This is a genomic window from Streptomyces sp. NPDC002446, assembly GCF_053595675.1.
In genome coordinates, this window is record NZ_JBSFYC010000053.1 from 1 (window position 1) to 23,630 (window position 23,630).

The following is a 23,630-nucleotide window of genomic DNA, read 5'->3' on the forward strand; positions in this document are numbered from 1 at the left end:
CACCAGGCCCCGGAGGACCGTCACCGGCAGCCGAACAGCCCCGCGCAGCGGCACCGCCCGCCGCAGGCGCAACGGCGACAAACCCCCACGGCGGGCCAGCCAAAAACGTGGGAAGAGACAATGGCTTCGTGACCGACCTCGACACCTTCGACGCTCTCCTCGCCCCGGAGGGGCAATCGCTCCTTGACGAGTTGCGGGACCACGACCCCGCCAACGAGCTGGCGGCGGCCACCCGGTTGCGCCGGGACCACCCGGCCCCGCTGGTCTCCGCCGCGCTCGGCCAGGCGCGGCTCCGGCAGCGGGCCGCGGCGAAGTTCGGGGCCGACGCCGGGCGGATGTACTTCACGCCGGGCGGGGTGGAGCAGTCCACCCGCGCCACGGTGGCCGCGTACCGCGCGGAGCGGCTCGCCGCGCTGGGCGTCCGTACGCTCGCCGACCTGTGCTGCGGAATCGGCGGCGACGCGATCGCGCTGGCGCGGGCCGGAATCCGCGTACTGGCCGTCGACCGCGACCCGCTGGCCTGCGCGGCGGCGCGGGCGAACGCCGAGGCGCTGGGGCTCGCGGAGCTGATCGAGGTGCGCTGCGCGGAGGTGGCGGAGGTGGACACCGCCGGATATGACGCGGTGTTCGTGGATCCGGCGCGGCGGAGCAAGGTGCGGGGCGGCCGGATCTTCGACCCGGAGGCGTACTCGCCGCCGTTGTCCTGGGCCGTCGAGGCGGCCCGTACGGCCCCGTTCGCGGCGCTGAAGATCGCGCCGGGGGTGCCGCACGAGGCGCTGCCCGAGGACGCCGAGACGGAGTGGATCTCCGACGGGGGCGAGGTGAAGGAGGCGGTGCTGTGGTTCGCGAAGTCCCCCGGCGCGCCCGGTCCGGCGCCCGGCGCCCGCCGCGCGACGCTTCTGCCGGCCGGTGACTCGCTGCTCGGCGCGGGCCTGCCCGACCCCGAGCCGGGTCCCGTGGGCCGCTATCTGTACGAGCCGGACGGCGCCGTCATCCGCGCCCATCTCGTCGCGGACGTCGCCCGGCAGGTCGACGGGCACCTGATCGATCCGACCATCGCGTATGTCACCGCGGACGCGCTGCGCCCGACTCCGTACGCCACCGCGTACGAGATCACCGACGTCCTGCCGTTCAACGTCAAGAAGCTCAAGGCGCTGCTGCGCGAGCGCGCGGTCGGCATCGCGGTGATCAAGAAGCGTGGCTCGGCGGTCGAGCCCGAGGAGCTGCGCAAGAAGCTGAAGCTGGGCGGCGGGGGCAACTCCTGCACCATCTTCCTCACCCGGGTCGCCGGCGCCCCCACCATGCTGCTGGGGCACCCGGCCGACGCGCGCTGACCGGTCTCACGCCAGGTCGGTGAGGTCCTCGGCGTAGATCTGGGAGAGCGGCTGCGGGCCGACGTACTGCTGGCAGGTGCACTGGCCGGCCTCGTACTGGACCGGCTTGTGGTCGGCGTCCCAGGCGACCGCGACCTCCACCCGCTCATGACACTTGCCCTTTTTGTCATGCTTGGCGAGGTGGTGGGTGCAGCCGCACACCGGCTCCGGCGGCTTGTGCGCGGCCGCCAGCTCCTGCCGCTCCTTGCGGGCGGACTCCAGGCGCTCCATCTTGCGCTCGTGGCGGGTGCGCAGGGCCGTACGGGCGGTGTCGGCGACCTTGGCGAAGCCGCCCGCCATGAAGAAGATGAAGACCCACCAGAACCAGTCCACAGCCTGCCGCCTCCCCACGCGCGCCCGGTGCCGCTCCAGGGTAAGACCTCGGGGCGGACGCGGGGCCGGAGGAGGCGGCGCTTGTCACCGATCCTCAGAAAGCCGTCACGAGTAGAGGTTCTGCTTGCTCGTCTCGTGGACGTGGTCATGGCTGTGGCCGTGGCCGTGATGGTGGTGCGCGGGCTCGTCCTCGGGGGCGGCGCCGGGCACATGCGGTTCGGTGACCGGGAGCGAGGAGTCCGCGGACAGGTCCCAGTGCGAGGCCGCGCGCCCGCGCGCCACCATCTCCGCGCCCAGGGCCGCGACCATCGCGCCGTTGTCGGTGCACAGCTTGGGGCGGGGCACGCGCAGCGTGATGCCCGCGTCCTCGCAGCGGCGTGCGGCCATGGCCCGCAGGCGGGAGTTGGCCGCCACCCCGCCGCCGATCATCAGATGCTCGACGCCGTTGTCCTTGCAGGCCCGTACGGCCTTGCGGGTCAGGACGTCGACGACCGCCTCCTGGAAGGACGCCGAGACGTCCGCGACCGGCACCTCCTCACCGGCCGCCCGCTTGGCCTCGATCCAGCGGGCCACGGCCGTCTTCAGGCCGGAGAAGGAGAAGTCGTAGACGGGGTCGCGGGGGCCGGTCAGACCGCGCGGGAAGCGGATCGCGTCGGGGTTGCCCTCACGGGCGTAGCGGTCGATGACCGGGCCGCCCGGGAAGCCCAGGTTGAGCACCCGCGCGACCTTGTCGAAGGCCTCGCCCGCCGCGTCGTCGATCGTCGAGCCCAGCGGCCGTACGTCGGAGGTGATGTCGGGGGCGAGGAGGAGGGAGGAGTGGCCGCCGGAGACCAGCAGGGCCATCGTGGGCTCGGGCAGCGGGCCGTGTTCGAGCTGGTCGACGCAGATGTGCGAGGCGAGGTGGTTGACGCCGTAGAGCGGCTTGCCGAGCGCGTAGGCGTACGCCTTGGCCGCCGAGACGCCGACCAGCAGCGCACCGGCCAGGCCCGGTCCGGCGGTGACCGCGATGCCGTCCAGGTCGCTCGGTGCGACCCCGGCCTCCTTCAGCGCCCGCTGGATGGTGGGGACCATCGCCTCCAGATGGGCCCGGGAGGCCACCTCCGGCACCACTCCGCCGAAGCGCGCATGCTCGTCGACGCTGGAGGCGACCGCGTCGGCGAGGAGGGTGTGGCCGCGGACGATGCCGACGCCGGTCTCGTCGCAGGAGGTCTCGATGCCGAGGACGAGCGGTCCGCCGCGTGAGTCAGCCATGATTCTCAAGTTCCTTGTACGGAGGGTGCTTCGGAGGAGGTCTGGGTGGTGCGGCGCATCACGAGGGCGTCGATGTTGCCGGGCTGGTAGTAGCCGCGGCGGAAGCCGATCGGCTCGAAGCCGAAGCGCTCGTAGAGGCGCTGGGCGCGGAGGTTGTCGACCCGCACCTCAAGCAGCACCTCATGGCACTCGAAGTCCGTTGCGGCGCCGAGGAGTTCGGTCATCAGCCGGGCACCGAGGCCGGTGCCCCACTGGTCGCGGGCGGTGGCGATGGTCTGGACGTCGCCGGTGCCGTCGATGGCGGCCAGGCCGGCGTAGCCCACGATCCGGCCTCCCAGCTCCGCGACCAGATAGCGGCGGGTGGCGAACGGGCCGCGGGCGTGCGCCAGCTCCGACCAGAACATGCCGGCCGACCAGGCGTCCTCGGGGAACAGCGCGCGCTCCAGCTCCAGCACCGGCGCTATGTCCCACCAGCGCATCTCGCGCAGCGCAGCGGATCGAGGGGTGCCGTCGCGCAGCGGCGCCGATGAGGGGCGGTGGTCGGGCGACGGGCGGGCGCTCACTTCGGGGTGACCACCTTGTAGTTGGCGGGCACCTGGGCGTCCGGGCGGCGCAGGTACAGCGGCCGCGGCGGCAGCAGCTCCTCGCCCGCGGCCAGCTTCTCGGCGGCCAGCGCGGCGAGGGCCGCGGCGGACTGGTGCTCGGGGCCCTCGCGCCGCAGGCCGGTGAAGACGGTGTCGTAGAGCACCGCGCCCGCGCCCACGGCCGGGACGCCGGCCACCTGGTCGGCGATGTCGGCGGGGCGGTCGACGGCCGGTTCGGTCAGCCGGGTGCGGGCATCGGCGTAGCGCGCCCAGTAGACCTCTTTGCGGCGGGCGTCGGTGGCCACGACGAAGGGCTCGGTCAGCCCGGAGGCGTAGGCCAGGCCGTCCAGCGTGCACAGGCCGTGGACGGGGACGCCGAGCGCCGCCCCGAACGTGTCGGCGGTCACCAGGCCGACCCGCAGACCGGTGTAGGGCCCGGGGCCCACCCCGACCACGATGTCGCTGACCTCGGCGAGCTTCCGGCCGGCCGCGCCCAGCACCCGGTCGACGGCGGGCAGCAGCAGCTCGCCGTGCCGGCGCGCGTCCACGTCGCGGGACTCGGCGAGGACGTCCGTTCCGTCATGGAGCGCGACGGTGACGGCGGGGGTGGCGGTGTCAAGAGCTAGCAGCAGCACGTCCTCAAGCCTACGGCGCGGCCGGTGGTGCCCCGTCCCCTGCTACCGTCGCCCCGAAGCAGGGGAACGTACGAAAGGTGGCACAGCGGTGCCCGCTAAGAGCAGCACGATCGTCACCGCGCTGACCGCGGCCGCCGTCGCCGTGGTCGGTTTCCTCGGGTACCAGGCCGCGGCGTCCGCCCCGGACACCCTCGCCCAGGTCCGCAAGGAAGGCCACCACGGCGCGCCCAAGGGCAGCGCGGACCGGCCCGGCAAGAAGGACAAGGCGCCGGCCCCGGTCGCGGTCCCCGCCTCCTCCGGCGAGGGCCAGCGGGTCGTCTACTCGCTGGGCGGCAAGCGGGTCTGGCTGGTCGGCGCGAAGGACCGGGCGCTGCGTACGTTCACGGTCGCGCCGAGCACGGTGAGCCCGCCGCTGGGCACGTACAAGGTCGGCTCGCGGTCGGTGAGCGTCACGGGCTCGGACGGGATCGCGATCGAGCACGTCGTGCGGTTCGCCGTCGTCAACAGCGTCACCGTCGGCTTCAGCGCGGCCGTCGACGGTTCCCGGCCCGACCCGGACTCGTCGAAGCGGACCGGGGGCATCCGCACGTCGCGGGAGGACGGCAAGGCGATCTGGGACTTCGCGCTGCAGGGCACCAAGGTCGTCGTGGTCTCCTGACCGCGCGCCGCCCCGGCCCCGCTGCTTCTTGGTCCTTACGGGCTACGCGGCGTCGCGTCCCCGGGTGGACGCGGGCCGGTCCCCGCCCTCCGCGGCGGGCCCGTCCGCGGGTCCGGCGGGCTTGCCCTTGCGGGGCGCACGGGCTTCCTCGGCGGCGTCAGGGGGCGTGGAGACGGCGTTGGCCGCGGCACACGCCGCCAGCAGCTCGTTCATCGTCGGCGTCTCGCGCGCATCGTGCTGGTGGGCGGACATGGACGCCTCCCGGGGCTCCTGGGGCAAGCGACAGAAGCTAGGCTCGCTACTTAGGCTGACCTAACTGAGGGTCTCCACCCATGTCACCACGCGCGGTACCGGCTGCGCAACATCTTACCGACGGCTTGTCGGAAACTACGGGACGAGCAGACCGTCCAGCTCGGTGCCCGACCACCGGGGGCCCAGGCCGGTGACCGTCACCTCGCGCACGTCGTCCACCTCTTCCTCCGGGTGCGGCGCATCGGCGCCCACCGCGCGGCCGATCACGACGTGCAGCCGGTCGTCGGACAGCTCCTCGACCTTGCCCTCGCCCCACTCCACGACCACCACCGACTCCGGCAGCGAGACATCGAGGTCCAGGTCCTCCATCTCGTCCAGCCCGCCGCCGAGGCGGTAGGCGTCGACGTGCACCAGCGCGGGGCCGCCGGTCAGCGAGGGGTGCACCCGGGCGATGACGAAGGTGGGCGAGGTCACGGCGCCGCGCACGCCCAGGCCCTCGCCCAGGCCGCGGGTCAGCGTGGTCTTGCCGGCGCCCAGCTCACCGGTGAGCAGCACCAGGTCGCCGGGGCGCAGGAGCGGGGCCAGCCTGCGGCCCAACTCCTGCATCTGGTCGGGGGACTTGACAGTGACATGGGCAATCGCGCCGGTGGAGCTCATGCCGCAAATGGTACGGCCCGACCACCGGCCCGCAACGACACCGCTGCGTCCCGCGCCGTCAGGCCCGCGCGTGCCGTGAGCTGCGGGCCGCCGCGCTCGCCCGCTCCACCAGCGACACCAGGTGCTCGTTGACCAGCTCCGGCCGCTCCAGCATCACCAGATGGCCGGCGCCCGGGACGCACACCAGCTCCGCGTCGGGCAGCACCTCGGCGATCGTCCGGCTGTGGTCGGCGGGGGTGATCAGGTCGTTCTCCCCGGCGAGCACCAGCGCGGGCACCGCGTCGTACGCCACCAGCGCCTCGGTCTTGTCATGGACCGCGAACGCCGGGAAGAACTCGGCGACCACATCGATCGGGGTCGCCTCGATCAGCCGCTCGCCGAACCGCGCGATGCCCGGGTCCACCTGCTCGGGCGACCCGAACGAGTACCGCTTGATCAGCCCGGCGAACAGATCGGCGGTGGCCCGCCGGCCCCGCTCGACGATCTCGTGCTGCCAGCCGAGCGCCCTGAGCACGCCCGGCGCAAGCCAGTGGAAGGCCTTCATGCCCATCGACGGCAGCCCGTAGCTGACCTCGCTGAGCCGGCCCGCGGACGTGCCGATCAGGGCCACGCCGACCACCCGCTCCGCGACGTACTCGGGGAACTGGTCGGCCAGCGCCATCACCGTCATCCCGCCCATGGAGTGCCCGACCAGCACGATCGGCCCCTCGGGCACCGCTGCGTCCAGCACCGCCTTCAGATCCCGGCCCAGCAGGTCGATGGTGACCTCTTCCGTGCCGTCGATCTGGCCGTGCCCGCGCGCCGAGCGGCCGTGGCTGCGCTGGTCCCAGTGCACGGTGCGCACCGTGCCGCGCAGCGCCGCGCGCTGGAAGTGCCAGGAGTCCTGGCTGAGGCAGTAACCATGGCTGAAGACGACCGTGGGGGCCGCCGAGCGCCGCCCCAGCGCCGCCGTCAGCCGCTTGCGCAGGCCGCCCTGGGCCTCCTGCACGGCGCGGGCCTCCTTGCCGCGGGGCGGCTTGGCGGACCGGTCGTGCTTGGTGCTGCGGCCGTGCCCGGCGGCGCCCTTGCCCGGCCGGCCGTCCCGCTCGGGCCGGTCCCCGTCGCCGCCCGGCTCGTCGACCTCGTAGTACAGCTCGGTGCCGTCCTCGGCGATCGCCGCGCCCGGTGTGCCGCGCAGCGTGCCGTACGGTCCCGCGGCGTCCAGCGCGAGCCGGGCGCGGCGCCGCATGCCGCGGCCGACCGTCATCCGCTCTATCGCCACACCGGCCGCGGCGCCCGCCGCGACCACGCCGATCGCGGCGCCGGCGAAGCCCGCGTGCCGGCCCGCCCTGGCCCAGTTGTTGACTGCCTCGGCCGCCGCCTCGGCGGCGTGCTCGACCGCCTGCGCGGCGGCCTCCTTGCCCTCGGTCATGCGGTACCCCCCGTGAGCGCGGTGTCTCCTTCGGCTTCTTCGGCTTCTTCCGCTCCGTTCCGTATGCCGCTGTCCACATAGACGCGCGGCACCCGGCTTCCGATGCGTGTGACGATTTCATAGCCGATGGTTCCGGCCGCGCGGGCCCAGTCCTCCGCGGTCGGCTCACCGCGGTCCCCCGGACCGAAGACAATGGCCGGATCTCCCGCCTCCGCGCTGTCGCCGCCGAGGTCGACCACGAACTGGTCCATCGCGATCCGCCCGGCGACCGTCCGCCACTTCCCGGCCACCAGGACCGGGCCGGTGCCCGAGGCGTGCCGCGGGATGCCGTCGGCGTAGCCGAGCGGGACCAGCGCCAGGGTGGTCTCCCCGGGCGTGGTGTACCGGTGCCCGTACGACACGCCGTGGCCGCCCGGGGTCCGCTTCACCGACGCCAGCGAGGCCTCCAGGGTCATCACGGGCCGCAGCCCGAAGTCCTGGGGGGTGCCGAGCTCGGGGCTGGGCGAGATGCCGTAGACGCCGATACCGGAACGGACCAGGTCGAAATGCGCCTCGGGGAGGGTGAGCAGCGCCGGGGTGTTGGCGATGTGCCGCACCTCGGGGCGCAGCCCGGCCGCCTCGGCGGTCCCCAGCGCCTCCCGGAAGGCGGTGAGCTGGGCGGCGATCGAGGGGTGGCCGGGCTCATCGGCGCAGGCGAAGTGCGACCAGACGCCGGTGACGGTCAGTGCGCCGGCGGCCTCGGCGGCGCGGGCCGCAGCGGTCAGCTCCGCCCAGTCGGCAGGCTGGCAGCCGCTGCGGCCCAGACCGGTGTCGATCTTGAGCTGGACCCTGGCGGTGCGGCCGCAGGCCCGCGCCGCGGCACTCACCTCGCGCAGCGCCCACAGCCCGCTCACCGAGACGTCGATGTCCTGCTCGACGGCCTTGCGCCAGGGCCCGCCCGGCGTCCACAGCCAGCACATCAGCCGCCCGGTGTCGCCGGCCGCGCGCAGCGCGAACGCCTCCTCGGGCAGCGCTGTGCCCAGCCAGCCCGCACCGGCCTCACGGGCGGCGCGCGCGCAGCGCACCGCTCCGTGCCCGTAGCCGTCGGACTTGACCACGGCCATCAGCTCTGCCCGGGGTGCGCGGTCCCGCAGTGCACGGACGTTCGACCGCACGGCGGCGAGGTCGATGGCGGCACGGGCGCGCTTCGCTGTCTCGTTCATCCCCCTCAGTGTCGCAGGCGACGCCGTGGCACCCGGGAGGACCGGCGCCGAAACCGTCCTCACCCGCTGGGCTTCCGCCCCCATACGTGCACGACATCGCGCGTCTTGAGGACGTCCCACAGTCTGCTGGCGTCCGTCCACGCCATGTTGATGCAGCCGTGCGAGCCGGCCCCCTGGTAGACGTCGTCGTAGACACCGTGCAGCGCCTCCCCGCCGTCGAAGAACTGCGCGAACGGCATCGGCGTGTGGTAGAGGTTCGACGTGTGGGCCCTTTTCCGCAGGTAGATCCGGTACGTACCGGTACGGGTCTCCCGCTTCGGCTGCCCGGACCGGATCGCCACCGGGTCGAAGACGACCCGCCCGCCCTGCTGCACCCACAGCAGCTGCCGGTTCAGATCGACGCACACGGTCCGCTCGCGGCGGTCGGGACAGTGCCCGGCCCGGTTGGGGTCCTTCCTGGCCCGCATCAGCCGCACCACCGCGCCGGTCACCGGCCCCGCGAAGCCGGTCGCCGGGGCGATGTGGTGCTCCTGCTGGAAGCGCCGGATCGCCCGGCAGTCCTCCTCGCTCTGCCGCCCGTCCGCCGCCCGCCGCAGATAGCGCTCGGCCTGCTGCTGGAAGGGCCCGGTGGACTCGCTGCAGTAGCCCTCCTCCCGGGTCTCCAGCCCCGCCTCGGACGGCGGTACGGCCTCCATGTGCAGCTGCCGCCCTCCGGGCCGCCCCGACAGCGGGCCCTGCGCCGTACGCTCCGACGCCTCCGACACCTCCGACACCTCCGCCGCGCGCGCCGCATCGCGCGGCTCGGGCCGCTGCGGGCCGGGCAGGACACCCGGCACCAGGTCGGAGTCCGCGTGCGCGGCCGGCGAGGGCGCGGCGGCCGCCTCGGGAAGTCCGGCCAGAGCGGGCAGCGAGGCGCACACCAGCAGCGCCACCAAGGAGCGTTTCATGCCCTCACGATGCCGCGACCGGGCCGCCGCACCGCCCGCCCCGGGGCCGGTTTCGCCCTGGTGCCCGCCTCTTTCCCCCGCCGGGCGTAACGCCGCGGGGGCGCAGGCCCGGCAGCTGTCAGCCCGTCACATCCCGCCAGGCGGCGTCCAGATGGTCCGCGACCTGGGAGGCGAGAATCGGCGCGCCGTCCGGCCCGGCGGCCCGGCGCGCCGCGAGGCCGTGCAGATAGGCGCCGACGGACCCCGCGTCAGGTGCCGTGAGCCCGGCGGCGAGCAGCGACCCGCACACCCCCGACAGCACGTCCCCGCTCCCGGCCGTGGCCAGCCAGCCGGTCCCCGTGGGGTTGACCCGCACCGGTCCGTCCGCGGCCGCGACCAGCGTCGTCGAGCCCTTGAGCAGCACCGTGGCGCCGTAGCGCGCCGCCAGCTCCCGTACGGACGCGAGCCGGGCCGCCTCGACCTCTTCCCGGCCCCGGCCGAGCAGCGCCGCCGCCTCCCCGGCGTGCGGGGTCAGCAGCGTTGCGGCCATGCGCCGGCGGACCCGCTGCGGCGTCAGCAGCCGCAGCCCGTCGGCGTCCACCAGCACCGGCACGTCCGACGCCAGTACGTCCTCCAGCGCATCCGACTCGTCCCCGATGCCCGGCCCGATCACCCACGACTGGACCCGGCCCGCCCTGTGCGGCGGCCCGGCGTGCACCAGCGTCTCCGGAAAGCGCGCCAGCACCGCGTCCGCGGCCGGCCCGACGTACCGCACGGCCCCGGCGCCGCCGCGCAGCGCACCGGCCACCGCCAGCACCGCCGCCCCCGGATACCGCGCGGACCCGGCGACCACACCGACCACCCCCCGCCGGTACTTGTCGCTCTCCGCCGACGGACGCGGCAGCAACTCCGCCACGTCCGCGTGCTGCAGAGCCTCGGCCTCGGCCGCCGCGGGCAGCGTGAGCCCGATGTCCACCAGCCGCAGCGCGCCCGCCCGCTCCCGCGCCGGATCGATCAGCAGCCCCGGCTTGTACGCGCCGAACGTCACCGTGGCATCGGCCCGTACGGTCTCCCCGTCCGCCTCACCGCTGTCCGCGTCCACCCCGCTGGGCAGATCGACCGCCACGACCAGCGCCGACTCCCGTGCCGCCCGCGCGAGTCGGGCCGCCTCGGGGCGCAGCCCGCCGCGCCCGCCGATCCCCACGATCCCGTCCACGACCAGATCGGCCCAGGCGATGTCGCGCAGCGCATCGTCCGAGACCCGGCCCCCGGCCCGGCGCAGCGCGGCGAGCCCGCCCTGGTGCGCCCGTTCGGGCGCAAGCAGCACCGCAACCACACCGGCGCCGCGCCGCGCCAGCCGGGCACCGGCGTACAGCGCGTCACCCCCGTTGTCCCCGCTGCCCACCAGCAGCACCACCCGGCTGCCGTACACCCGCCCCAGCAACTCCCCGCAGGCGACGGCCAGTCCGGCCGCCGCCCGCTGCATCAGGGCCCCTTCGGGCAACCGGGCCATGAGCTCCTGCTCGGCGGCCCGTACGGTATCGACACGGTAGGCAGTCCTCATGCCCTCAAGTCTCACCCCTCGGCGATCACCACGGCGGAAGCAACCCCCGCGTCATGGCTCAGCGACACATGCCACGACCGCACACCCAGCGCCTGTGCGCACGCCTCGACCGTGCCCCGCACCCGCAGCCGCGGCCGCCCGCTGTCCTCGACGTACACCTCGGCGTCGGTCCAGTGCAGCCCGGCCGGCGCGCCCAGCGCCTTGGCCACCGCCTCCTTGGCGGCGAACCGCGCCGCAAGGGAGGCGACCCCGCGCCGCTCACCGCTCGGCAGCATCAGCTCCGACTCGATGAACAGCCGGTGCGCCAGCTCCGGCGTACGGTCCAGCGCCGCGCCGAAGCGGTCGATCTCGGCGACATCGATCCCCACCCCGATGATCACTCCACCGTCACCGACTTGGCGAGGTTGCGCGGCTGGTCGACCTCGTTGCCGCGGGCGGTGGCCAGCTCACAGGCGAAGACCTGCAGCGGGATCGTGGACACCAGCGGCTGCAGCAGCACGGGCGTACGCGGAATCCGTACCAGGTGGTCCGCGTACGGCACCACCGCCTCGTCCCCCTCCTCCGCGATCACGATCGTCCGCGCCCCCCGGGCCCGGATCTCCTGGATGTTCGACACGATCTTGCCGTGGAGCACCGACCGCCCACGCGGCGACGGCACCACCACCACGACCGGCAGACCGTCCTCGATCAGCGCGATCGGCCCGTGCTTGAGCTCCCCCGCCGCGAACCCCTCCGCATGCATGTACGCGAGCTCCTTCAGCTTCAGCGCGCCTTCCAGCGCCACCGGGTAGCCCACGTGCCGCCCGAGGAAGAGCACGGTGTTCTTGTCGGCCAGCCCGCGCGCCAGCTCCCGCACCGGCTCCATCGTGCCGAGCACCTCCTCGACCTGGGTGCCGATGGCGGCCAGTTCGCGCACCACGTCCCGGATCTCGTCGCCCCACTTCGTGCCCCGCACCTGCGCGACGTACAGCGCCACCAGGTAGCAGGCCACCAGCTGGGTCAGGAACGCCTTCGTCGACGCCACCGCGACCTCGGGCCCGGCGTGCGTGTAGAGCACGGCATCCGACTCGCGCGGAATGGTCGAGCCGTTCGTGTTGCAGATGGCCAGCACCTTCGCGCCCTGCTCGCGCGCGTGCCGCAGCGCCATCAGGGTGTCCATGGTCTCGCCGGACTGGCTGATCGCGATCACCAGCGTCCGCCGGTCCAGGATCGGGTCGCGGTAGCGGAACTCGCTCGCCAGCTCCGTCTCGCACGGGATCCGCGTCCAGTGCTCGATCGCGTACTTGGCGATCATCCCCGCGTGGTACGCCGTCCCGCAGGCCACGATGACGACCTTGTCGACCTCGCGCAGCACCTCCGGCGCGATCCGCACCTCGTCCAGGGACAGCACCCCCGAGGCGTCGATCCGGCCCAGCAGCGTGTCCGCGACGGCCTTGGGCTGCTCGGCGATCTCCTTGAGCATGAAGTAGTCGTAGCCGCCCTTCTCGGCGGCCGACGCGTCCCAGTCGACGTGGTACTCGCGGACCTCCGCGGGCGCGCCGTCGAAGTCGGTGACCGTCACCGCGTCCCGGCGCAGCTCCACGACCTGGTCCTGCCCCAGCTCGACCGCTTCGCGCGTGTGCGCGATGAACGCCGCCACGTCCGAGGCCAAGAACGCCTCGCCGTCGCCCACGCCGACCACCAGCGGCGAGTTCCGCCGCGCCCCGACCACCACGTCCGGCTCGTCCGCATGCACCGCGACCAGCGTGAACGCGCCCTCCAGCCGCCGGCACACCTGCCGCATCGCCTCCGCCAGCTCGCCGCACGACGAGTAGGCCTCGGCGAGCAGATGCGCGACGACCTCGGTGTCCGTCTCGGACGCCAACTCGTGCCCGCGGTCGGTCAGTTCCCTGCGCAGCCCGGCGAAGTTCTCGATGATGCCGTTGTGCACGACCGAGACCCGCCCCGCGTTGTCCAGATGCGGATGCGCGTTCTCGTCGGTGGGCCCGCCGTGGGTCGCCCAGCGGGTGTGCCCGATCCCGGTCGACCCGGTCGGCAGCGGACGGTCCGCCAGTTCCTTCTCCAGATTGGCGAGTTTCCCGGCCTTCTTCGCCGCCGCCAGCCCCCCGTCGGCCAGCACCGCGACCCCCGCCGAGTCATATCCGCGGTATTCCAGCCGCTTCAGCCCGGCCAGCACGACGTCAAGGGCGCTCTGCCCGCCCACATATCCCACGATTCCGCACATGGAGGCAGCCTACGACGCCCGCAGATCAATACCCGCGCGCTATCCGGTGCTGTGCCTCGCGCACCGTCTCCAGGAACTCCTCGTCGGCCTCCTCGTCCGCCCCCGGGCCGCTGGACGGCTCGTAGCGTTCCAGGAAGTCGGCCAGGTCCTCGCCGAGGTCCTCGTCCGGAAGGTCTTCGGTCAGTTCGGCGTAGACCCGTGCGGCGAAGCCGTCCGGGGCGGCGTCCGGCCGCTGCTCGCCCGCCGTGTCCGTGCTCTTCCCCCAGGCCCGCGCTCGCAGCAGACCCGCCTTACGCGCTCGCAACCGCGCCCCCTGTCTCGTCCGCGGCCCGCACACCGGACCGCTTCCCCGCCGCCGACCGTACCGGGCAAAATCGCTCGGGTACAGACACGCAGGTAGTGAAGCACCCAAGCCCGCCCCGACTGCCACAACCCCGCCCCGACGCCCCGGTCGGCCACCCCGAGATGAACGGCGTGTGTCGGCTGCGCACAATGGGCGCGTGCCCCTGACGACCGATCCGCAGCAACGACGCCGCGCCGACAGCTCGCCGTACGTCGATCTGACACGCGCGCAGTGGAGCGCCCTGAGGGAGAAGACCCCGCTGCCCCTGACGGCCGACGAGGTCGAACGGCTGCGCGGTCTGGGCGATGTCATCGACCTCGACGAAGTGCGCGACGTCTACCTCCCGCTCTCCCGGCTCCTCAACCTCTACGTCGGCGCGACGAGCAATCTGCGCGGCGCGCTGAACACCTTCCTGGGCGACGCGGGCGGCGGCCAGGGCTCCCAGCCCGGCACCCCGTTCGTCATAGGGGTGGCCGGCAGCGTCGCGGTCGGCAAGTCCACCACCGCCCGCCTCCTGCAGGCGCTGCTGGCCCGCTGGCCCGAGCATCCGCGCGTCGAGCTGGTGACCACCGACGGGTTCCTCTTCCCCAACGCCGAGCTGCACCGGCGCGGTCTGATGTCCCGTAAGGGATTCCCGGAGTCCTACGACCGCCGCGCCCTGACCCGCTTCGTCGCGGACGTGAAGTCCGGCCGGGCGGAGGTCACCGCCCCCGTCTACTCGCACCTGATCTACGACATCGTGCCCGGCGAGCGGCTGACCGTGCACCGCCCCGACATCCTCATCGTCGAGGGCCTCAACGTGCTGCAGCCGGCGCTGCCCGGCAAGGACGGCCGCACCCGCCTGGGGCTCGCCGACTTCTTCGACTTCTCCGTCTACGTCGACGCCCGCACCGAGGACATCGAGCAGTGGTACCTCGGCCGCTTCCGCAAGCTGCGCGAGACCGCCTTCCAGAACCCGTTCTCGTACTTCCGCAAGTACACCCAGGTGTCGGAGGAGGAAGCGCTGGACTACGCCCGCATGATGTGGCGGACCATCAACAAGCCCAATCTGCAGCAGAACGTCGCCCCGACGCGCGGCCGCGCGAACCTGGTGCTGCGCAAGGGCCCCGACCACAAGGTGCAGCGGCTGTCGTTGCGCAAACTCTAGGGAGGCCGGACCCCGTGCTGCATCTGCGTCTGATCGTTCCCGCCGACCGTACGGACGACGTCCTGCGCCTGCTGGAGACGACCGTCGGGACCACGCACCTGGCGGTGCTGAGCGGGGCCGCCCGGGATCCGCAGGGCGATGTGGTGCTGTGCGACGTCGCCCGGGAGGCCGGGGACGGCCTGCTTGCCGCGCTGCGGGCGATGGAGCTGGACAAGACGGGTTCGATCGCGATCGAGAACATCGACCTCTCGCTGTCCCTGCGTGCGGACCGCGCGGAGGACGAGGCGCCGGGCGAGGGCGCCGACGCCGTGCTGTGGGAGTCGCTGACCGACGCCACCCACGAGGAATCCACCCTCTCGGCCACCTATCTGGCGTTCCTGACGGTCGCCACGATGATCGCGGCCTGCGGTGTGGTCCTGGACAACGCGATCCTGATCGTCGGCGCGATGGCCGTGGGGCCGGAGTTCGGTCCGCTGGCCGGCATCTGCACCGCGCTCGTCCAGCGCGCGCCACGGCTGGCCTGGCGCTCGGCGCAGGCGCTGCTCGTCGGGTTCGCGGTGGCCATGGCGGTGACCGTCGGCTTCAGCCTCTTCATGGACGCGGTCGGCCTCTTCCACGTCGAGGCGCTGGAAGCCGAACGGCCGAACACCAACTTCATCTACCGGCCCGACTGGTTCTCCTTCGTCGTCGCCGTCCTGGCCGGTGTCGCCGGGGTGCTCTCGCTGACCTCCGCCAAATCGGGCGCGCTGGTCGGCGTGGCGATCTCCGTGACCACCGTCCCGGCCGCCGCCAACGCCGCGGTCGCCCTCGGCTACACGGAGTACGGCCAGGCCTGGCACTCCATGGAACAGCTGCTGCTGAACCTGGCGGGCATCATCGTCGCCGGCTCACTGACCCTGGCGACACAGAAGCTGCTGTGGGCCCGGCACGAAAGGCACGCGGCCCGCCGCCGGTGATCCGGCGACGGGCCGAGGCAACGGACCGACCGCTAGGGCCTGTCCGATGGGTCAGGGCCTAGCCCAACGCTCGCTTCACCGCGTCAGCCAGCCGCTCCGCCACCGCCCGCGCCTGCTCGATGTCCGCCGCCTCCACCATGACGCGGACCAGCGGCTCCGTGCCGGAGGGCCGCAACAGCACCCGGCCGGTGGCCCCCAGCTCGCGCTCCGCCTCGGCGACCGCCGCCGTCAGCTCCGGCGAGCTGGCCACCCGCGACTTGTCGACGTCGGGGACGTTGATGAGGATCTGCGGCAGCCGCTCCATGGCGCCCGCCAGCTCCGCCAGCGAACGGCCGGTGGCGGCGACCCGGGCCGCCAGCATCAGACCGGTCAGCGTGCCGTCACCGGTGGTGGCGTGGTCGAGCACGATGACGTGCCCGGACTGCTCGCCGCCCAGCGCGAAGCCGTGCGCCTTCATCTCCTCCAGGACGTACCGGTCGCCGACCGCGGTCTGCACGAGGTCGATGCCCTCGCGCTCCATGGCCAGCTTGAAGCCCAGGTTGGACATGACGGTGGCCACGACGGTGTTCTTGCGCAGCGTGCCCGCCTCGCGCATGCCCAGCGCGAGGACGGTCAGGATCTGGTCGCCGTCGATCTCGTTGCCGTCCCGGTCCACGGCCAGGCAGCGGTCCGCGTCGCCGTCGTGGGCGACACCCAGGGCGGCACCGTGCTCGACGACGGCCGCGCGCAGCTGCTCGAGGTGGGTGGAGCCGCAGCCGTCGTTGATGTTCAGACCGTCGGGCTCGGTACCGAGGGTGACGACCTCCGCGCCGGCCCGGGCGAACGCCTCGGGCGAGACGCGGGCCGCCGCGCCGTGCGCACCGTCGATGACGATCTTCAGCCCGTCCAGGCGGTTGGGCAGTACGCCCACCAGATGCGCGACGTAGTTGTCGAAGCCCTCGTCGTACACGGTGACCCGCCCGACGCCCGCGCCGGTGGGCCGCTCCCACGGCTCGCCGGAGCTGTGCGCGCGGTAGGTCCGCTCGATCCGGTCCTCCAGCTCGTCGGCGAGCTTGTGGCCGCCGCGGGCGAAGAACTTGATGCCGTTGTCGGGCATCGGGTTGTGGCTCGCGGAGAGCATCACCCCGAGGTCCGCGCCCAGCGCACCCGTCAGATACGCGACGGCCGGGGTCGGCAGCACGCCCACCCGCAGAACGTCCACACCAGCGCTCGCCAGCCCGGCGACGACCGCCGCCTCCAGGAACTCCCCCGACGCCCGTGGGTCCCGCCCGACCACCGCCACCGGCCGGTGCCCTTCAAACGTCCCCGCTTCGGCCAGTACATGCGCCGCAGCGACCGACAGGCCGAGCGCCAGCTCCGCCGTCAGGTCCGCATTGGCGACGCCGCGCACACCGTCCGTGCCGAAGAGTCGTCCCACTGGTGTCCTCCGAGTTGTCGAGCTTGGACCAGAGCTTTGAATCCAGGTATACGCCCCTGGCTTCAGATATACGCCCCTGGTACCGGATAGCCGAACGCCCCGGCAGCACGGAGGTGCCACCGGGGCGTTCGCGCAGCTGCATGCTGCAGCGAGCGCGATTAGCGCTTGCTGTACTGCGGCGCCTTACGGGCCTTCTTCAGACCGGCCTTCTTGCGCTCGACCGCACGGTCGTCACGCTTGAGGAACCCGGCCTTCTTCAGCGCGGGGCGGTTGTTCTCGACGTCCGCCTCGTTCAGCGCACGGGCGACGCCCAGGCGCAGCGCACCGGCCTGGCCGGAGATGCCGCCGCCGGCGATGCGGGCGATCACGTCGTAGCGGTTGTCGAGCTCGAGCACCTTGAAGGGCTCGTTGACTTCCTGCTGGTGCACCTTGTTGGGGAAGTAGCCCTCGAGGGTGCGGCCGTTGATCTTCCACTGGCCGGTGCCCGGGACGATCCGGACGCGGGCGATGGCGTTCTTGCGACGGCCCAGGCCGGCGGCCGGCTGCGGGTCGCCGAAGCGGGACGCGAGGGACTCGGAGGTGTACTCCGACTCCACGACCTCGGTCTCGGTGGTGTACTCCTCGACCTCAACCTCGTCCAGCGGGGTCTCGGGGGTGGTCTCAGCCACGATGCTCCTCAGATTCTCTGTCGTCTTAGGGGGTGGCCGGACTTACTGCGCGACCTGGGTGATCTCGAACGGGACCGGCTGCTGCGCAGCGTGCGGGTGCTCGGCGCCCGCGTAGACCTTCAGCTTCGAGAGCATCTGACGGCCGAGGGTGTTCTTGGGGAGCATGCCCTTGATGGCCTTCTCGACGGCCTTCTCGGGGTTCTTGTCGAGGAGCTCGTCGTAGCGGACCGAGCGCAGACCACCCGGGAAGCCGGAGTGGCGGTAAGCCATCTTCTGCGTCCGCTTGTTGCCGGACAGGTGCACCTTGTCGGCGTTGACGATGATGACGAAGTCACCCATGTCAACGTGAGGGGCGTACACCGGCTTGTGCTTGCCCCGCAGGAGGGACGCGGCCTGGCTGGCCAGACGGCCCAGGACAACGTCCTGCGCGTCAATGATGTGCCACTGGCGCTGGACATCGCCGGGCTTGGGGCTGAACGTACGCACGTCTTAGCCTTCGCTTCTGAGTGAATGGGTCCTGTACTGGTCCCCTGGCTGATCACACAGCAGGGCGGCACTACGGGTGACGCAACCCGATCGTCCGCCGCTGGTCATCGGCCCGGTGGACCGGCGTAAGGGCCCCTCACGTGAGATAGAGCAAGCCAATACGCATAACGAACCAGCAGAATACCGGGCCGTCCCCAGCGGGGTCAAAACGCCCCCCGGCCGGCCCGGGACCGCCCCTTCTCCTACCGCTCCCGCGCCACACGGCGCTCGTCCCACACCGGCTCCGCCGTCTCCCGCACCACCCCGTCCGCGCCGAAGACCAGGAACCGGTCGAAGGACCGCGCGAACCACCGGTCGTGCGTCACCGCCACCACCGTCCCCTCATACGCCTCCAGCCCCTCCTGCAGCGCCTCCGCCGACTCCAGGTCCAGGTTGTCGGTCGGCTCGTCCAGCAGCAGGGCCGTGCTGCCCGACAGCTCCAGCAGCAGGATCTGGAAGCGGGCCTGCTGGCCGCCGGAGAGCCGTTCGAAGCGCTGCTCGGCCTGCTTCTCCAGCTCGTAGCGGCGCAGCGCGGACATGGCCTGGCCCTTGTCCTTGGCGTGCTCGGTCCACAGGATGTCCAGCAGCGGGCGGCCCATCAGCTCGGGGTGCGCATGCGTCTGCGCGAAGTGACCGGGGACGACGCGGGCGCCCAGCTTCCAGGTGCCGGTGTGCGGGACGGGCCGGTCGGTGTCCTGGGCCAGCAGACGCAGGAAGTGCGACTTGCCGGAGCCGTTGGAGCCGAGGACCGCGACCCGCTCGCCGTAGAAGATCTCCAGGGAGAAGGGCTTCATCAGGCCCGTCAGCTCCAGGTCCTCGCAGGTCACCGCCCGTACGCCGGTGCGCCCGCCGCGCAGCCGCATCGTGATGTCCTGCTCGCGCGGCGGCTCCGGCGGCGGCCCGGCCTCCTCGAACTTCCGCAGCCTGGTCTGGGCGGCCTGGTAGCGGGAGGCGAGGCCGTCGTTGTACGCCGCCTTGTTCTTGAGCGTGTGCACCAGCTGCCTGAGCTGGACGAGCTTCTCGTCCCAGCGCCGCCGCAGCTCCTCGAAGCGGGCGAAGCGCTCCTTGCGCGCCGCGTGGTACGTGGCGAAGCCGCCGCCGTGCACCCATACGTCGGAGCCCGCAGGACCCGGCTCGACGCTGATGATCTTCTCCGCGGCGCGGGCCAGCAGCTCCCGGTCGTGGGAGACGAACAGCACCGTCTTACGGGTCGTGCGCAGCTGCTCCTCCAGCCACCGCTTGCCCGGCACGTCCAGATAGTTGTCCGGCTCGTCCAGCAGCAGCACCTCGTCCGTGCCCCGCAGCAGCGACTCCAGCACCAGCCGCTTCTGCTCGCCCCCGGACAGCGTGCGCACCTGCCGCCACTGGGCCTTCTCGTACGGCACCCCCAGCGCCGCCATCGTGCACATGTCCCAGACCGTCTCGGCCTCGTAGCCCCGCGCCTCGGCCCAGTCGCTGAGCGCCTGCGCATAGGCCATCTGCGCGGCCTCGTCATCGACGGTCATGATCGCCGTCTCGGCCGCGTCCACCGCCGCCGCGGCCTGGCGAATCCGCGGCTGCGCCACGGAAACCAGCAGGTCACGCACCGTACGGTCGTCCCGTACGGACCCCACGAACTGCGGCATCACACCGAGCCCGCCGCTGACCGTCACCGCCCCGCCGTGCGGCTGCAGCTCGCCCGCGATCAGCCGCAGCAGCGTCGTCTTGCCGGCACCGTTGGCCCCCACCAGCGCGACCGACGCGCCCTCCCCGACCCGGAAGGACACATCCCCCAGCAGGACCCTCCCGTCCGGCAGGTAGTACTCCAGATGGCCGGCCTCAAGATGTCCCATGGGCGGGATTGTGACCCGCCTCCACGCCTTCTACCAACCGCATTAGGATGCGCGGCATGAGTTTCGGGCAAGGCGGGCCCTTCGACGGCCCCGGGGGATCATCGTCCACTCCTGACTGGGACGCGCTCGCCGAGGAGAGCGAGGCACGGGCCCGCCGCAAACGCTGGATATGGATCGGCGGCAGCGCCCTGGCGGGCCTCGCCGTGGCCGGCATCGTCACCGCCGCCGTCATGACCGGCGGCAGCGGTTCGACGGGCGGCCCGACGGCGGCCCCCACCTCGTCCGGCCAGGCCGCGGAGCCGGAGGACAAGCCGTCCTTCGACGAGGTCTCCGTACCGCCCCCGCCCAACCCGCAGGACTACATCTCCGACCCGAAGAAGGACACCGCGCCGCTCACCCCGGCCACCCTCTTCGCACAGAAGAGCATGATCATCGGCGGGCGCAGCTACCCGCGCACGAACACCGCCACCACCAAGGACTGCACCGCCGCCGCCCAGGGCGCGCTGGTCTCCTCGCTCTCCCACAACGGCTGCAAGCAGCTGGTGCGCGCCACGTACGCCAAGGGCGGCGTCGCGGTCACCGTCGGCATCGCGGTCTTCGACTCCCCCGCCAAGGCCACCAAGGTCATGAACGAGGCGAAGACCAACCTGATGCCGCTGCCCGGCAACGGCGTCCCCTCGGACTTCTGCCAGGGCCACAAGTGCCGGATGGCGTCCAACGCCACCGGCCGCTACGCCTACTTCACCATCGCCGGCTACCTCAACGGCAAGGACGTCGTCACGTCCGAGACCAAGGCCCAGCAGATCGCCCGGGACGCCGGCTCCTACGCCTTCGCGCGGATCACCCAGCGAGGCAGGGACCAGGCCGCCAAGGCCGCCGAGCGGCAGCTCAAGGAAGCCCAGAAGAAGGCCGGCCAGTCCTGACGCCCCCGGTGGCGCCGCCCCCGGCAGCGCCACCACCGGGCCCGCTCAGCAGCAGCCGCCCCCGGCCGCCCCCGGCAGGGTCCGCCTGTTCCGCGCCTCCTTGTTGCGGGCCATCAGCAGCTCGTCGGCCGGGTAGCCGACCTCCTCCAGCGTCAGCCCGTGCGGCCGTACGACATGCACCGCGGAGTCCCGTACGCCGGCCGCCAGCACCTTCCCGGGCCACTCCGGCGGGCGGTGCCCGTCGCCGACGAACAGCAGCGCGCCGATCAGCGAACGCACCATGTTGTGGCAGAACGCGTCCGCCCGCACGGTCGCCGTGATGATCCCGTCCGCGCCGCGCGCAAGGCTCAGCTCCTGGAGCGTACGGATGGTGGTGGCGCCCTCCCGCCGCTTGCAGTACGCCGCGAAGTCGTGCTCGCCCAGCAGCGACCGGGCCGCCTCGTTCATGGCGTCCACGTCGAGCGGCCAGTCGTGCCACAGCACATGGCCGCGCAGCAGCGGATCGACGCCGCCCGGGTTGTCGGTGACCCGGTAGGCGTACCGCCGCCAGATCGCGGAGAACCGGGCGTTGAAACCGCTGGGCGCCTCCCGCAGGGCCCACACCCGCACGTCCTTGGGCAGCCGCCCGGCGAGCCGCTTGAGCAGCTTCCCTCGGTGCTCGCCCCAGATCTCCAGCGGCAGATCCACATGGGCGACCTGCCCCCGCGCATGCACCCCGGCGTCCGTCCGCCCGGCCACGGTCAGCTCATACGTCGTCGACGACCGCGTCACGGTACGCAGCGCGTCCTCGATCTCCCCCTGGACGGTCCGCTGCCCGCGGGCCTGCTTGGCCCACCCGGAGAAGTCCTTGCCGTCATAGGAAAGGTCCAGCCGCACCCGGACATACCCGGGCTCCACCTCGTCACTCACGCAAGCAATCCTCTCAGTCCCACGGAAACGCGAAGCGGGCCCGCCCCCGAAGGGACGGACCCGCTCACAGCCAGGCAGCGCCTCAGGCGTCCTGATCACCTCCGCTTGCGCGGAGCTCAGGCGTCCTTCGACTCCTCGGCCGGAGCCTCGGCAGCAGCCTCGGACTCCTTCACCGCGCGCTTGGCCGCGGCCTCGGCCTCGGCGACGGTCGCCTTCTTGGCGATCTCGCCCTCGACCAGCTCGATGACCGCCATCGGGGCGTTGTCGCCACGACGGTTACCGATCTTGGTGATGCGGGTGTAGCCACCCGGACGCTCCGCGAAGCGCGGCGCGATCTCCGTGAAGAGCGTGTGGACGACGCTCTTGTCCGAGATCAGCTGCATGACCTGACGGCGGTTGTGAAGGTCGCCCTTCTTCGCCTTGGTCACCAGACGCTCCGCGTACGGACGCAGACGACGGGCCTTGGCCTCGGTCGTGGTGATGCGACCGTGCTCGAAGAGCGAGGTGGCCAGGTTGCGCAGCATCAGACGCTCGTGCGCGGCGCTGCCGCCCAGACGGGCACCCTTGGCGGGCTTCGGCATGGTGTTTCTCCTAGGTGTCTGCCCCGGCCGTATCAGGTACCGGAGTCAGTATCCGAGCAGGCGGTCGCCCGTCGGAGACCCCGCGCCCCCTAAGGGACGCGGGGAACTGCGCGACCCGCCACAGCGGATCGGCAGCCAGAATCGGACCGTCGGTCCCGAGCTCTCAGTACTGCTCGGTCTCGACGAAACCGGCGTCCGCGTCGTCATCGGCGCCGAACGCGTCAGCCGCGGCGGTCGGGTCGAAGCCGGGAGGCGAGTCCTTCAGCGCCAGGCCCATACCGGCCAGCTTCGCCTTGACCTCGTCGATCGACTTCGCACCGAAGTTGCGGATGTCGAGCAGGTCCGCCTCGGAGCGCGCCACGAGCTCACCCACGGAGTGGATGCCCTCACGCTTGAGGCAGTTGTACGAGCGGACCGTGAGCTCCAGCTCCTCGATCGGCAGCGCCAGGTCGGCGGCGAGCGCGGCGTCCGTCGGGGACGGGCCCATGTCGATGCCCTCGGCGTCGATGTTGAGCTCGCGCGCCAGACCGAACAGCTCGACCAGCGTCTTACCGGCGGACGCCATGGCGTCGCGCGGCCGCATGGCCTGCTTGGTCTCGACGTCGACGATCAGCTTGTCGAAGTCGGTGCGCTGCTCGACACGGGTCGCCTCGACCTTGTAGGTGACCTTGAGCACCGGCGAGTAGATGGAGTCGACCGGGATACGGCCGATCTCCTGGCCGACCTGCTTGTTCTGGACGGCGGAGACGTAGCCGCGACCGCGCTCGACGGTCAGCTCCATCTCCAGCTTGCCCTTGCCGTTGAGCGTGGCGAGGACCAGGTCGGGGTTGTGCACCTCGACACCGGCCGGCGGGGCGATGTCGGCGGCGGTGACCAGACCCGGGCCCTGCTTGCGCAGGTACATCACGACCGGCTCGTCGTGCTCCGAGGAGACGACCAGCTGCTTGATGTTGAGGATCAGGTCGGTGACGTCCTCCTTGACGCCCGGCACGGTGGTGAACTCGTGCAGGACACCGTCGATACGGATGGACGTGACCGCCGCACCCGGGATCGAGGACAGGAGGGTCCGACGCAGGGAGTTGCCGAGGGTGTAGCCGAAGCCCGGCTCCAGCGGCTCGATCACGAACCGGGAGCGGTATTCGTCGACGACCTCTTCGGTCAGAGAGGGACGCTGAGCGATCAGCATGTGTTTCGATCCTTCAGTCGTGGGCGCCCGCTATTTGACGCCCGCTGTACTGACAAGGGTACGGGCGGTACGG

The 23,630-nt window shown here is 72.4% G+C and carries 25 protein-coding genes; 5 read left to right on the forward strand and 20 right to left on the reverse strand.

What is annotated here, in order from left to right; genetic code table 11:
• The first annotated feature begins 128 nt into the window (after positions 1-128).
• Complete coding sequence (locus ACWD6P_RS25955) at positions 129-1,334, forward strand: class I SAM-dependent methyltransferase (protein WP_451446581.1); 1,206 nt, start codon at positions 129-131, stop codon at positions 1,332-1,334.
• Between the two features lie 6 nt (positions 1,335-1,340).
• Here ACWD6P_RS25955 and ACWD6P_RS25960 read toward each other — a convergent pair whose 3' ends face one another.
• The 4 genes from ACWD6P_RS25960 to tsaB all read right to left on the reverse strand — a co-directional run bounded on the left by ACWD6P_RS25960 (position 1,341) and on the right by tsaB (position 4,176).
• A complete protein-coding gene (locus ACWD6P_RS25960; RefSeq protein ID WP_451446582.1) occupies positions 1,341-1,706 on the reverse strand; it encodes a hypothetical protein in 366 nt (121 codons plus the stop codon).
• Between the two features lie 105 nt (positions 1,707-1,811).
• Positions 1,812-2,957, reverse strand: coding sequence for a tRNA (adenosine(37)-N6)-threonylcarbamoyltransferase complex transferase subunit TsaD (tsaD, locus tag ACWD6P_RS25965; protein ID WP_451446583.1), 1,146 nt, complete (start codon positions 2,955-2,957; stop codon positions 1,812-1,814).
• A gap of 5 nt (positions 2,958-2,962) precedes the next feature.
• On the reverse strand, positions 2,963-3,436 hold the full coding sequence (gene rimI / locus ACWD6P_RS25970) for a ribosomal protein S18-alanine N-acetyltransferase (protein ID WP_451446616.1): 474 nt from the start codon (positions 3,434-3,436) through the stop codon (positions 2,963-2,965).
• An 80-nt stretch (positions 3,437-3,516) separates the two neighbouring features.
• Positions 3,517-4,176: a tRNA (adenosine(37)-N6)-threonylcarbamoyltransferase complex dimerization subunit type 1 TsaB gene (gene tsaB, locus ACWD6P_RS25975; protein WP_451446584.1), complete on the reverse strand. Its 660-nt coding sequence runs from the start codon at positions 4,174-4,176 to the stop codon at positions 3,517-3,519.
• Between the two features lie 88 nt (positions 4,177-4,264).
• Here tsaB and ACWD6P_RS25980 point away from each other — a divergent pair, with 88 nt between their 5' ends.
• Complete coding sequence (locus ACWD6P_RS25980) at positions 4,265-4,834, forward strand: L,D-transpeptidase (RefSeq protein ID WP_451446585.1); 570 nt, start codon at positions 4,265-4,267, stop codon at positions 4,832-4,834.
• A 42-nt stretch (positions 4,835-4,876) separates the two neighbouring features.
• On the opposite strand, the gene ACWD6P_RS25985 is transcribed toward ACWD6P_RS25980, so the two are convergent.
• The 9 genes from ACWD6P_RS25985 to ACWD6P_RS26025 all read right to left on the reverse strand — a co-directional run bounded on the left by ACWD6P_RS25985 (position 4,877) and on the right by ACWD6P_RS26025 (position 13,374).
• Positions 4,877-5,086, reverse strand: coding sequence for a hypothetical protein (locus ACWD6P_RS25985; protein ID WP_451446586.1), 210 nt, complete (start codon positions 5,084-5,086; stop codon positions 4,877-4,879).
• Between the two features lie 135 nt (positions 5,087-5,221).
• Positions 5,222-5,743: a tRNA (adenosine(37)-N6)-threonylcarbamoyltransferase complex ATPase subunit type 1 TsaE gene (gene tsaE, locus ACWD6P_RS25990; protein ID WP_451446587.1), complete on the reverse strand. Its 522-nt coding sequence runs from the start codon at positions 5,741-5,743 to the stop codon at positions 5,222-5,224.
• Between the two features lie 58 nt (positions 5,744-5,801).
• Complete coding sequence (locus ACWD6P_RS25995; RefSeq protein WP_451446588.1) at positions 5,802-7,154, reverse strand: alpha/beta fold hydrolase; 1,353 nt, start codon at positions 7,152-7,154, stop codon at positions 5,802-5,804.
• A complete protein-coding gene (gene alr / locus ACWD6P_RS26000; protein WP_451446589.1) occupies positions 7,151-8,356 on the reverse strand; it encodes an alanine racemase in 1,206 nt (401 codons plus the stop codon). The genes ACWD6P_RS25995 and alr overlap by 4 nt, the downstream gene beginning before the upstream one ends.
• Before the next feature lie 59 nt (positions 8,357-8,415).
• Entirely contained in the window at positions 8,416-9,303 is an 888-nt protein-coding gene (locus tag ACWD6P_RS26005; protein ID WP_451446590.1) for a L,D-transpeptidase, read from the reverse strand.
• Positions 9,304-9,421: 118 nt separating this feature from the next.
• Positions 9,422-10,846 (reverse strand): NAD(P)H-hydrate dehydratase, encoded by a 1,425-nt coding sequence (locus tag ACWD6P_RS26010; protein WP_451446591.1) that lies wholly within the window; start codon positions 10,844-10,846, stop codon positions 9,422-9,424.
• An 11-nt stretch (positions 10,847-10,857) separates the two neighbouring features.
• Positions 10,858-11,226 carry a holo-ACP synthase gene (locus ACWD6P_RS26015; protein ID WP_451446592.1) on the reverse strand — a complete coding sequence of 123 codons (369 nt, stop codon included), beginning with the start codon at positions 11,224-11,226 and terminating at the stop codon, positions 10,858-10,860.
• On the reverse strand, positions 11,223-13,070 hold the full coding sequence (glmS, locus tag ACWD6P_RS26020; RefSeq protein ID WP_451446593.1) for a glutamine--fructose-6-phosphate transaminase (isomerizing): 1,848 nt from the start codon (positions 13,068-13,070) through the stop codon (positions 11,223-11,225). The genes ACWD6P_RS26015 and glmS overlap by 4 nt, the downstream gene beginning before the upstream one ends.
• Positions 13,071-13,095: 25 nt before the next feature.
• A complete protein-coding gene (locus ACWD6P_RS26025; protein WP_451446594.1) occupies positions 13,096-13,374 on the reverse strand; it encodes a hypothetical protein in 279 nt (92 codons plus the stop codon).
• Between the two features lie 196 nt (positions 13,375-13,570).
• Between ACWD6P_RS26025 and coaA the strand changes: the two genes are divergently transcribed.
• Both coaA and ACWD6P_RS26035 read left to right on the forward strand, forming a co-directional pair.
• Complete coding sequence (gene coaA, locus ACWD6P_RS26030; protein ID WP_451446595.1) at positions 13,571-14,560, forward strand: type I pantothenate kinase; 990 nt, start codon at positions 13,571-13,573, stop codon at positions 14,558-14,560.
• A gap of 14 nt (positions 14,561-14,574) precedes the next feature.
• Positions 14,575-15,516 carry a DUF389 domain-containing protein gene (locus tag ACWD6P_RS26035; protein WP_451446596.1) on the forward strand — a complete coding sequence of 314 codons (942 nt, stop codon included), beginning with the start codon at positions 14,575-14,577 and terminating at the stop codon, positions 15,514-15,516.
• A gap of 58 nt (positions 15,517-15,574) precedes the next feature.
• Here the strand turns inward: ACWD6P_RS26035 and glmM are convergent, their stop codons facing one another.
• The 4 genes from glmM to ACWD6P_RS26055 form a co-directional block, all read right to left on the reverse strand.
• Positions 15,575-16,933 (reverse strand): phosphoglucosamine mutase, encoded by a 1,359-nt coding sequence (glmM, locus tag ACWD6P_RS26040; protein ID WP_451446597.1) that lies wholly within the window; start codon positions 16,931-16,933, stop codon positions 15,575-15,577.
• A 158-nt stretch (positions 16,934-17,091) separates the two neighbouring features.
• Positions 17,092-17,601, reverse strand: a complete 510-nt coding sequence (rpsI, locus tag ACWD6P_RS26045) for a 30S ribosomal protein S9 (RefSeq protein WP_451446598.1) — start codon at positions 17,599-17,601, stop codon at positions 17,092-17,094.
• Between the two features lie 42 nt (positions 17,602-17,643).
• Positions 17,644-18,087, reverse strand: coding sequence for a 50S ribosomal protein L13 (rplM, locus tag ACWD6P_RS26050; protein ID WP_042155907.1), 444 nt, complete (start codon positions 18,085-18,087; stop codon positions 17,644-17,646).
• A gap of 242 nt (positions 18,088-18,329) precedes the next feature.
• Complete coding sequence (locus ACWD6P_RS26055) at positions 18,330-19,958, reverse strand: ABC-F family ATP-binding cassette domain-containing protein (protein WP_451446599.1); 1,629 nt, start codon at positions 19,956-19,958, stop codon at positions 18,330-18,332.
• A 56-nt stretch (positions 19,959-20,014) separates the two neighbouring features.
• Here ACWD6P_RS26055 and ACWD6P_RS26060 point away from each other — a divergent pair, with 56 nt between their 5' ends.
• The gene (locus tag ACWD6P_RS26060; protein WP_451446600.1) at positions 20,015-20,881 is read left to right on the forward strand and encodes a hypothetical protein; all 867 of its coding nucleotides are present in this window, start codon (positions 20,015-20,017) and stop codon (positions 20,879-20,881) included.
• 45 nt (positions 20,882-20,926) lie between these two features.
• Here ACWD6P_RS26060 and truA read toward each other — a convergent pair whose 3' ends face one another.
• From truA to ACWD6P_RS26075, 3 genes are all read right to left on the reverse strand, one after another.
• Positions 20,927-21,790, reverse strand: coding sequence for a tRNA pseudouridine(38-40) synthase TruA (gene truA / locus ACWD6P_RS26065; RefSeq protein ID WP_451446601.1), 864 nt, complete (start codon positions 21,788-21,790; stop codon positions 20,927-20,929).
• 116 nt (positions 21,791-21,906) lie between these two features.
• Positions 21,907-22,371: a 50S ribosomal protein L17 gene (rplQ, locus tag ACWD6P_RS26070; RefSeq protein ID WP_451446602.1), complete on the reverse strand. Its 465-nt coding sequence runs from the start codon at positions 22,369-22,371 to the stop codon at positions 21,907-21,909.
• Between the two features lie 163 nt (positions 22,372-22,534).
• Positions 22,535-23,557 (reverse strand): DNA-directed RNA polymerase subunit alpha, encoded by a 1,023-nt coding sequence (locus tag ACWD6P_RS26075; protein ID WP_003956430.1) that lies wholly within the window; start codon positions 23,555-23,557, stop codon positions 22,535-22,537.
• Positions 23,558-23,630 lie beyond the last annotated feature (73 nt).

Excerpts from the sequence above, each read along its gene's own strand:
- alr (WP_451446589.1), bottom strand. The coding sequence starts at position 8,356 with ATGAACGAGACAGCGAAGCGCGCCCGTGCCGCCATCGACCTCGCCGCC.
- rplQ (WP_451446602.1), bottom strand. The coding sequence starts at position 22,371 with ATGCCGAAGCCCGCCAAGGGTGCCCGTCTGGGCGGCAGCGCCGCGCAC.
- tsaD (WP_451446583.1), bottom strand. The coding sequence starts at position 2,957 with ATGGCTGACTCACGCGGCGGACCGCTCGTCCTCGGCATCGAGACCTCC.
- rimI (WP_451446616.1), bottom strand. The coding sequence starts at position 3,436 with ATGCGCTGGTGGGACATAGCGCCGGTGCTGGAGCTGGAGCGCGCGCTG.
- ACWD6P_RS26075 (WP_003956430.1), bottom strand. The coding sequence starts at position 23,557 with ATGCTGATCGCTCAGCGTCCCTCTCTGACCGAAGAGGTCGTCGACGAA.
- ACWD6P_RS26060 (WP_451446600.1), top strand. The coding sequence starts at position 20,015 with ATGAGTTTCGGGCAAGGCGGGCCCTTCGACGGCCCCGGGGGATCATCG.
- ACWD6P_RS26010 (WP_451446591.1), bottom strand. The coding sequence starts at position 10,846 with ATGAGGACTGCCTACCGTGTCGATACCGTACGGGCCGCCGAGCAGGAG.
- glmS (WP_451446593.1), bottom strand. The coding sequence starts at position 13,070 with ATGTGCGGAATCGTGGGATATGTGGGCGGGCAGAGCGCCCTTGACGTC.
- ACWD6P_RS26055 (WP_451446599.1), bottom strand. The coding sequence starts at position 19,958 with ATGGGACATCTTGAGGCCGGCCATCTGGAGTACTACCTGCCGGACGGG.
- ACWD6P_RS25985 (WP_451446586.1), bottom strand. The coding sequence starts at position 5,086 with ATGTCCGCCCACCAGCACGATGCGCGCGAGACGCCGACGATGAACGAG.
- ACWD6P_RS26005 (WP_451446590.1), bottom strand. The coding sequence starts at position 9,303 with ATGAAACGCTCCTTGGTGGCGCTGCTGGTGTGCGCCTCGCTGCCCGCT.
- tsaE (WP_451446587.1), bottom strand. The coding sequence starts at position 5,743 with ATGAGCTCCACCGGCGCGATTGCCCATGTCACTGTCAAGTCCCCCGAC.
- ACWD6P_RS25995 (WP_451446588.1), bottom strand. The coding sequence starts at position 7,154 with ATGACCGAGGGCAAGGAGGCCGCCGCGCAGGCGGTCGAGCACGCCGCC.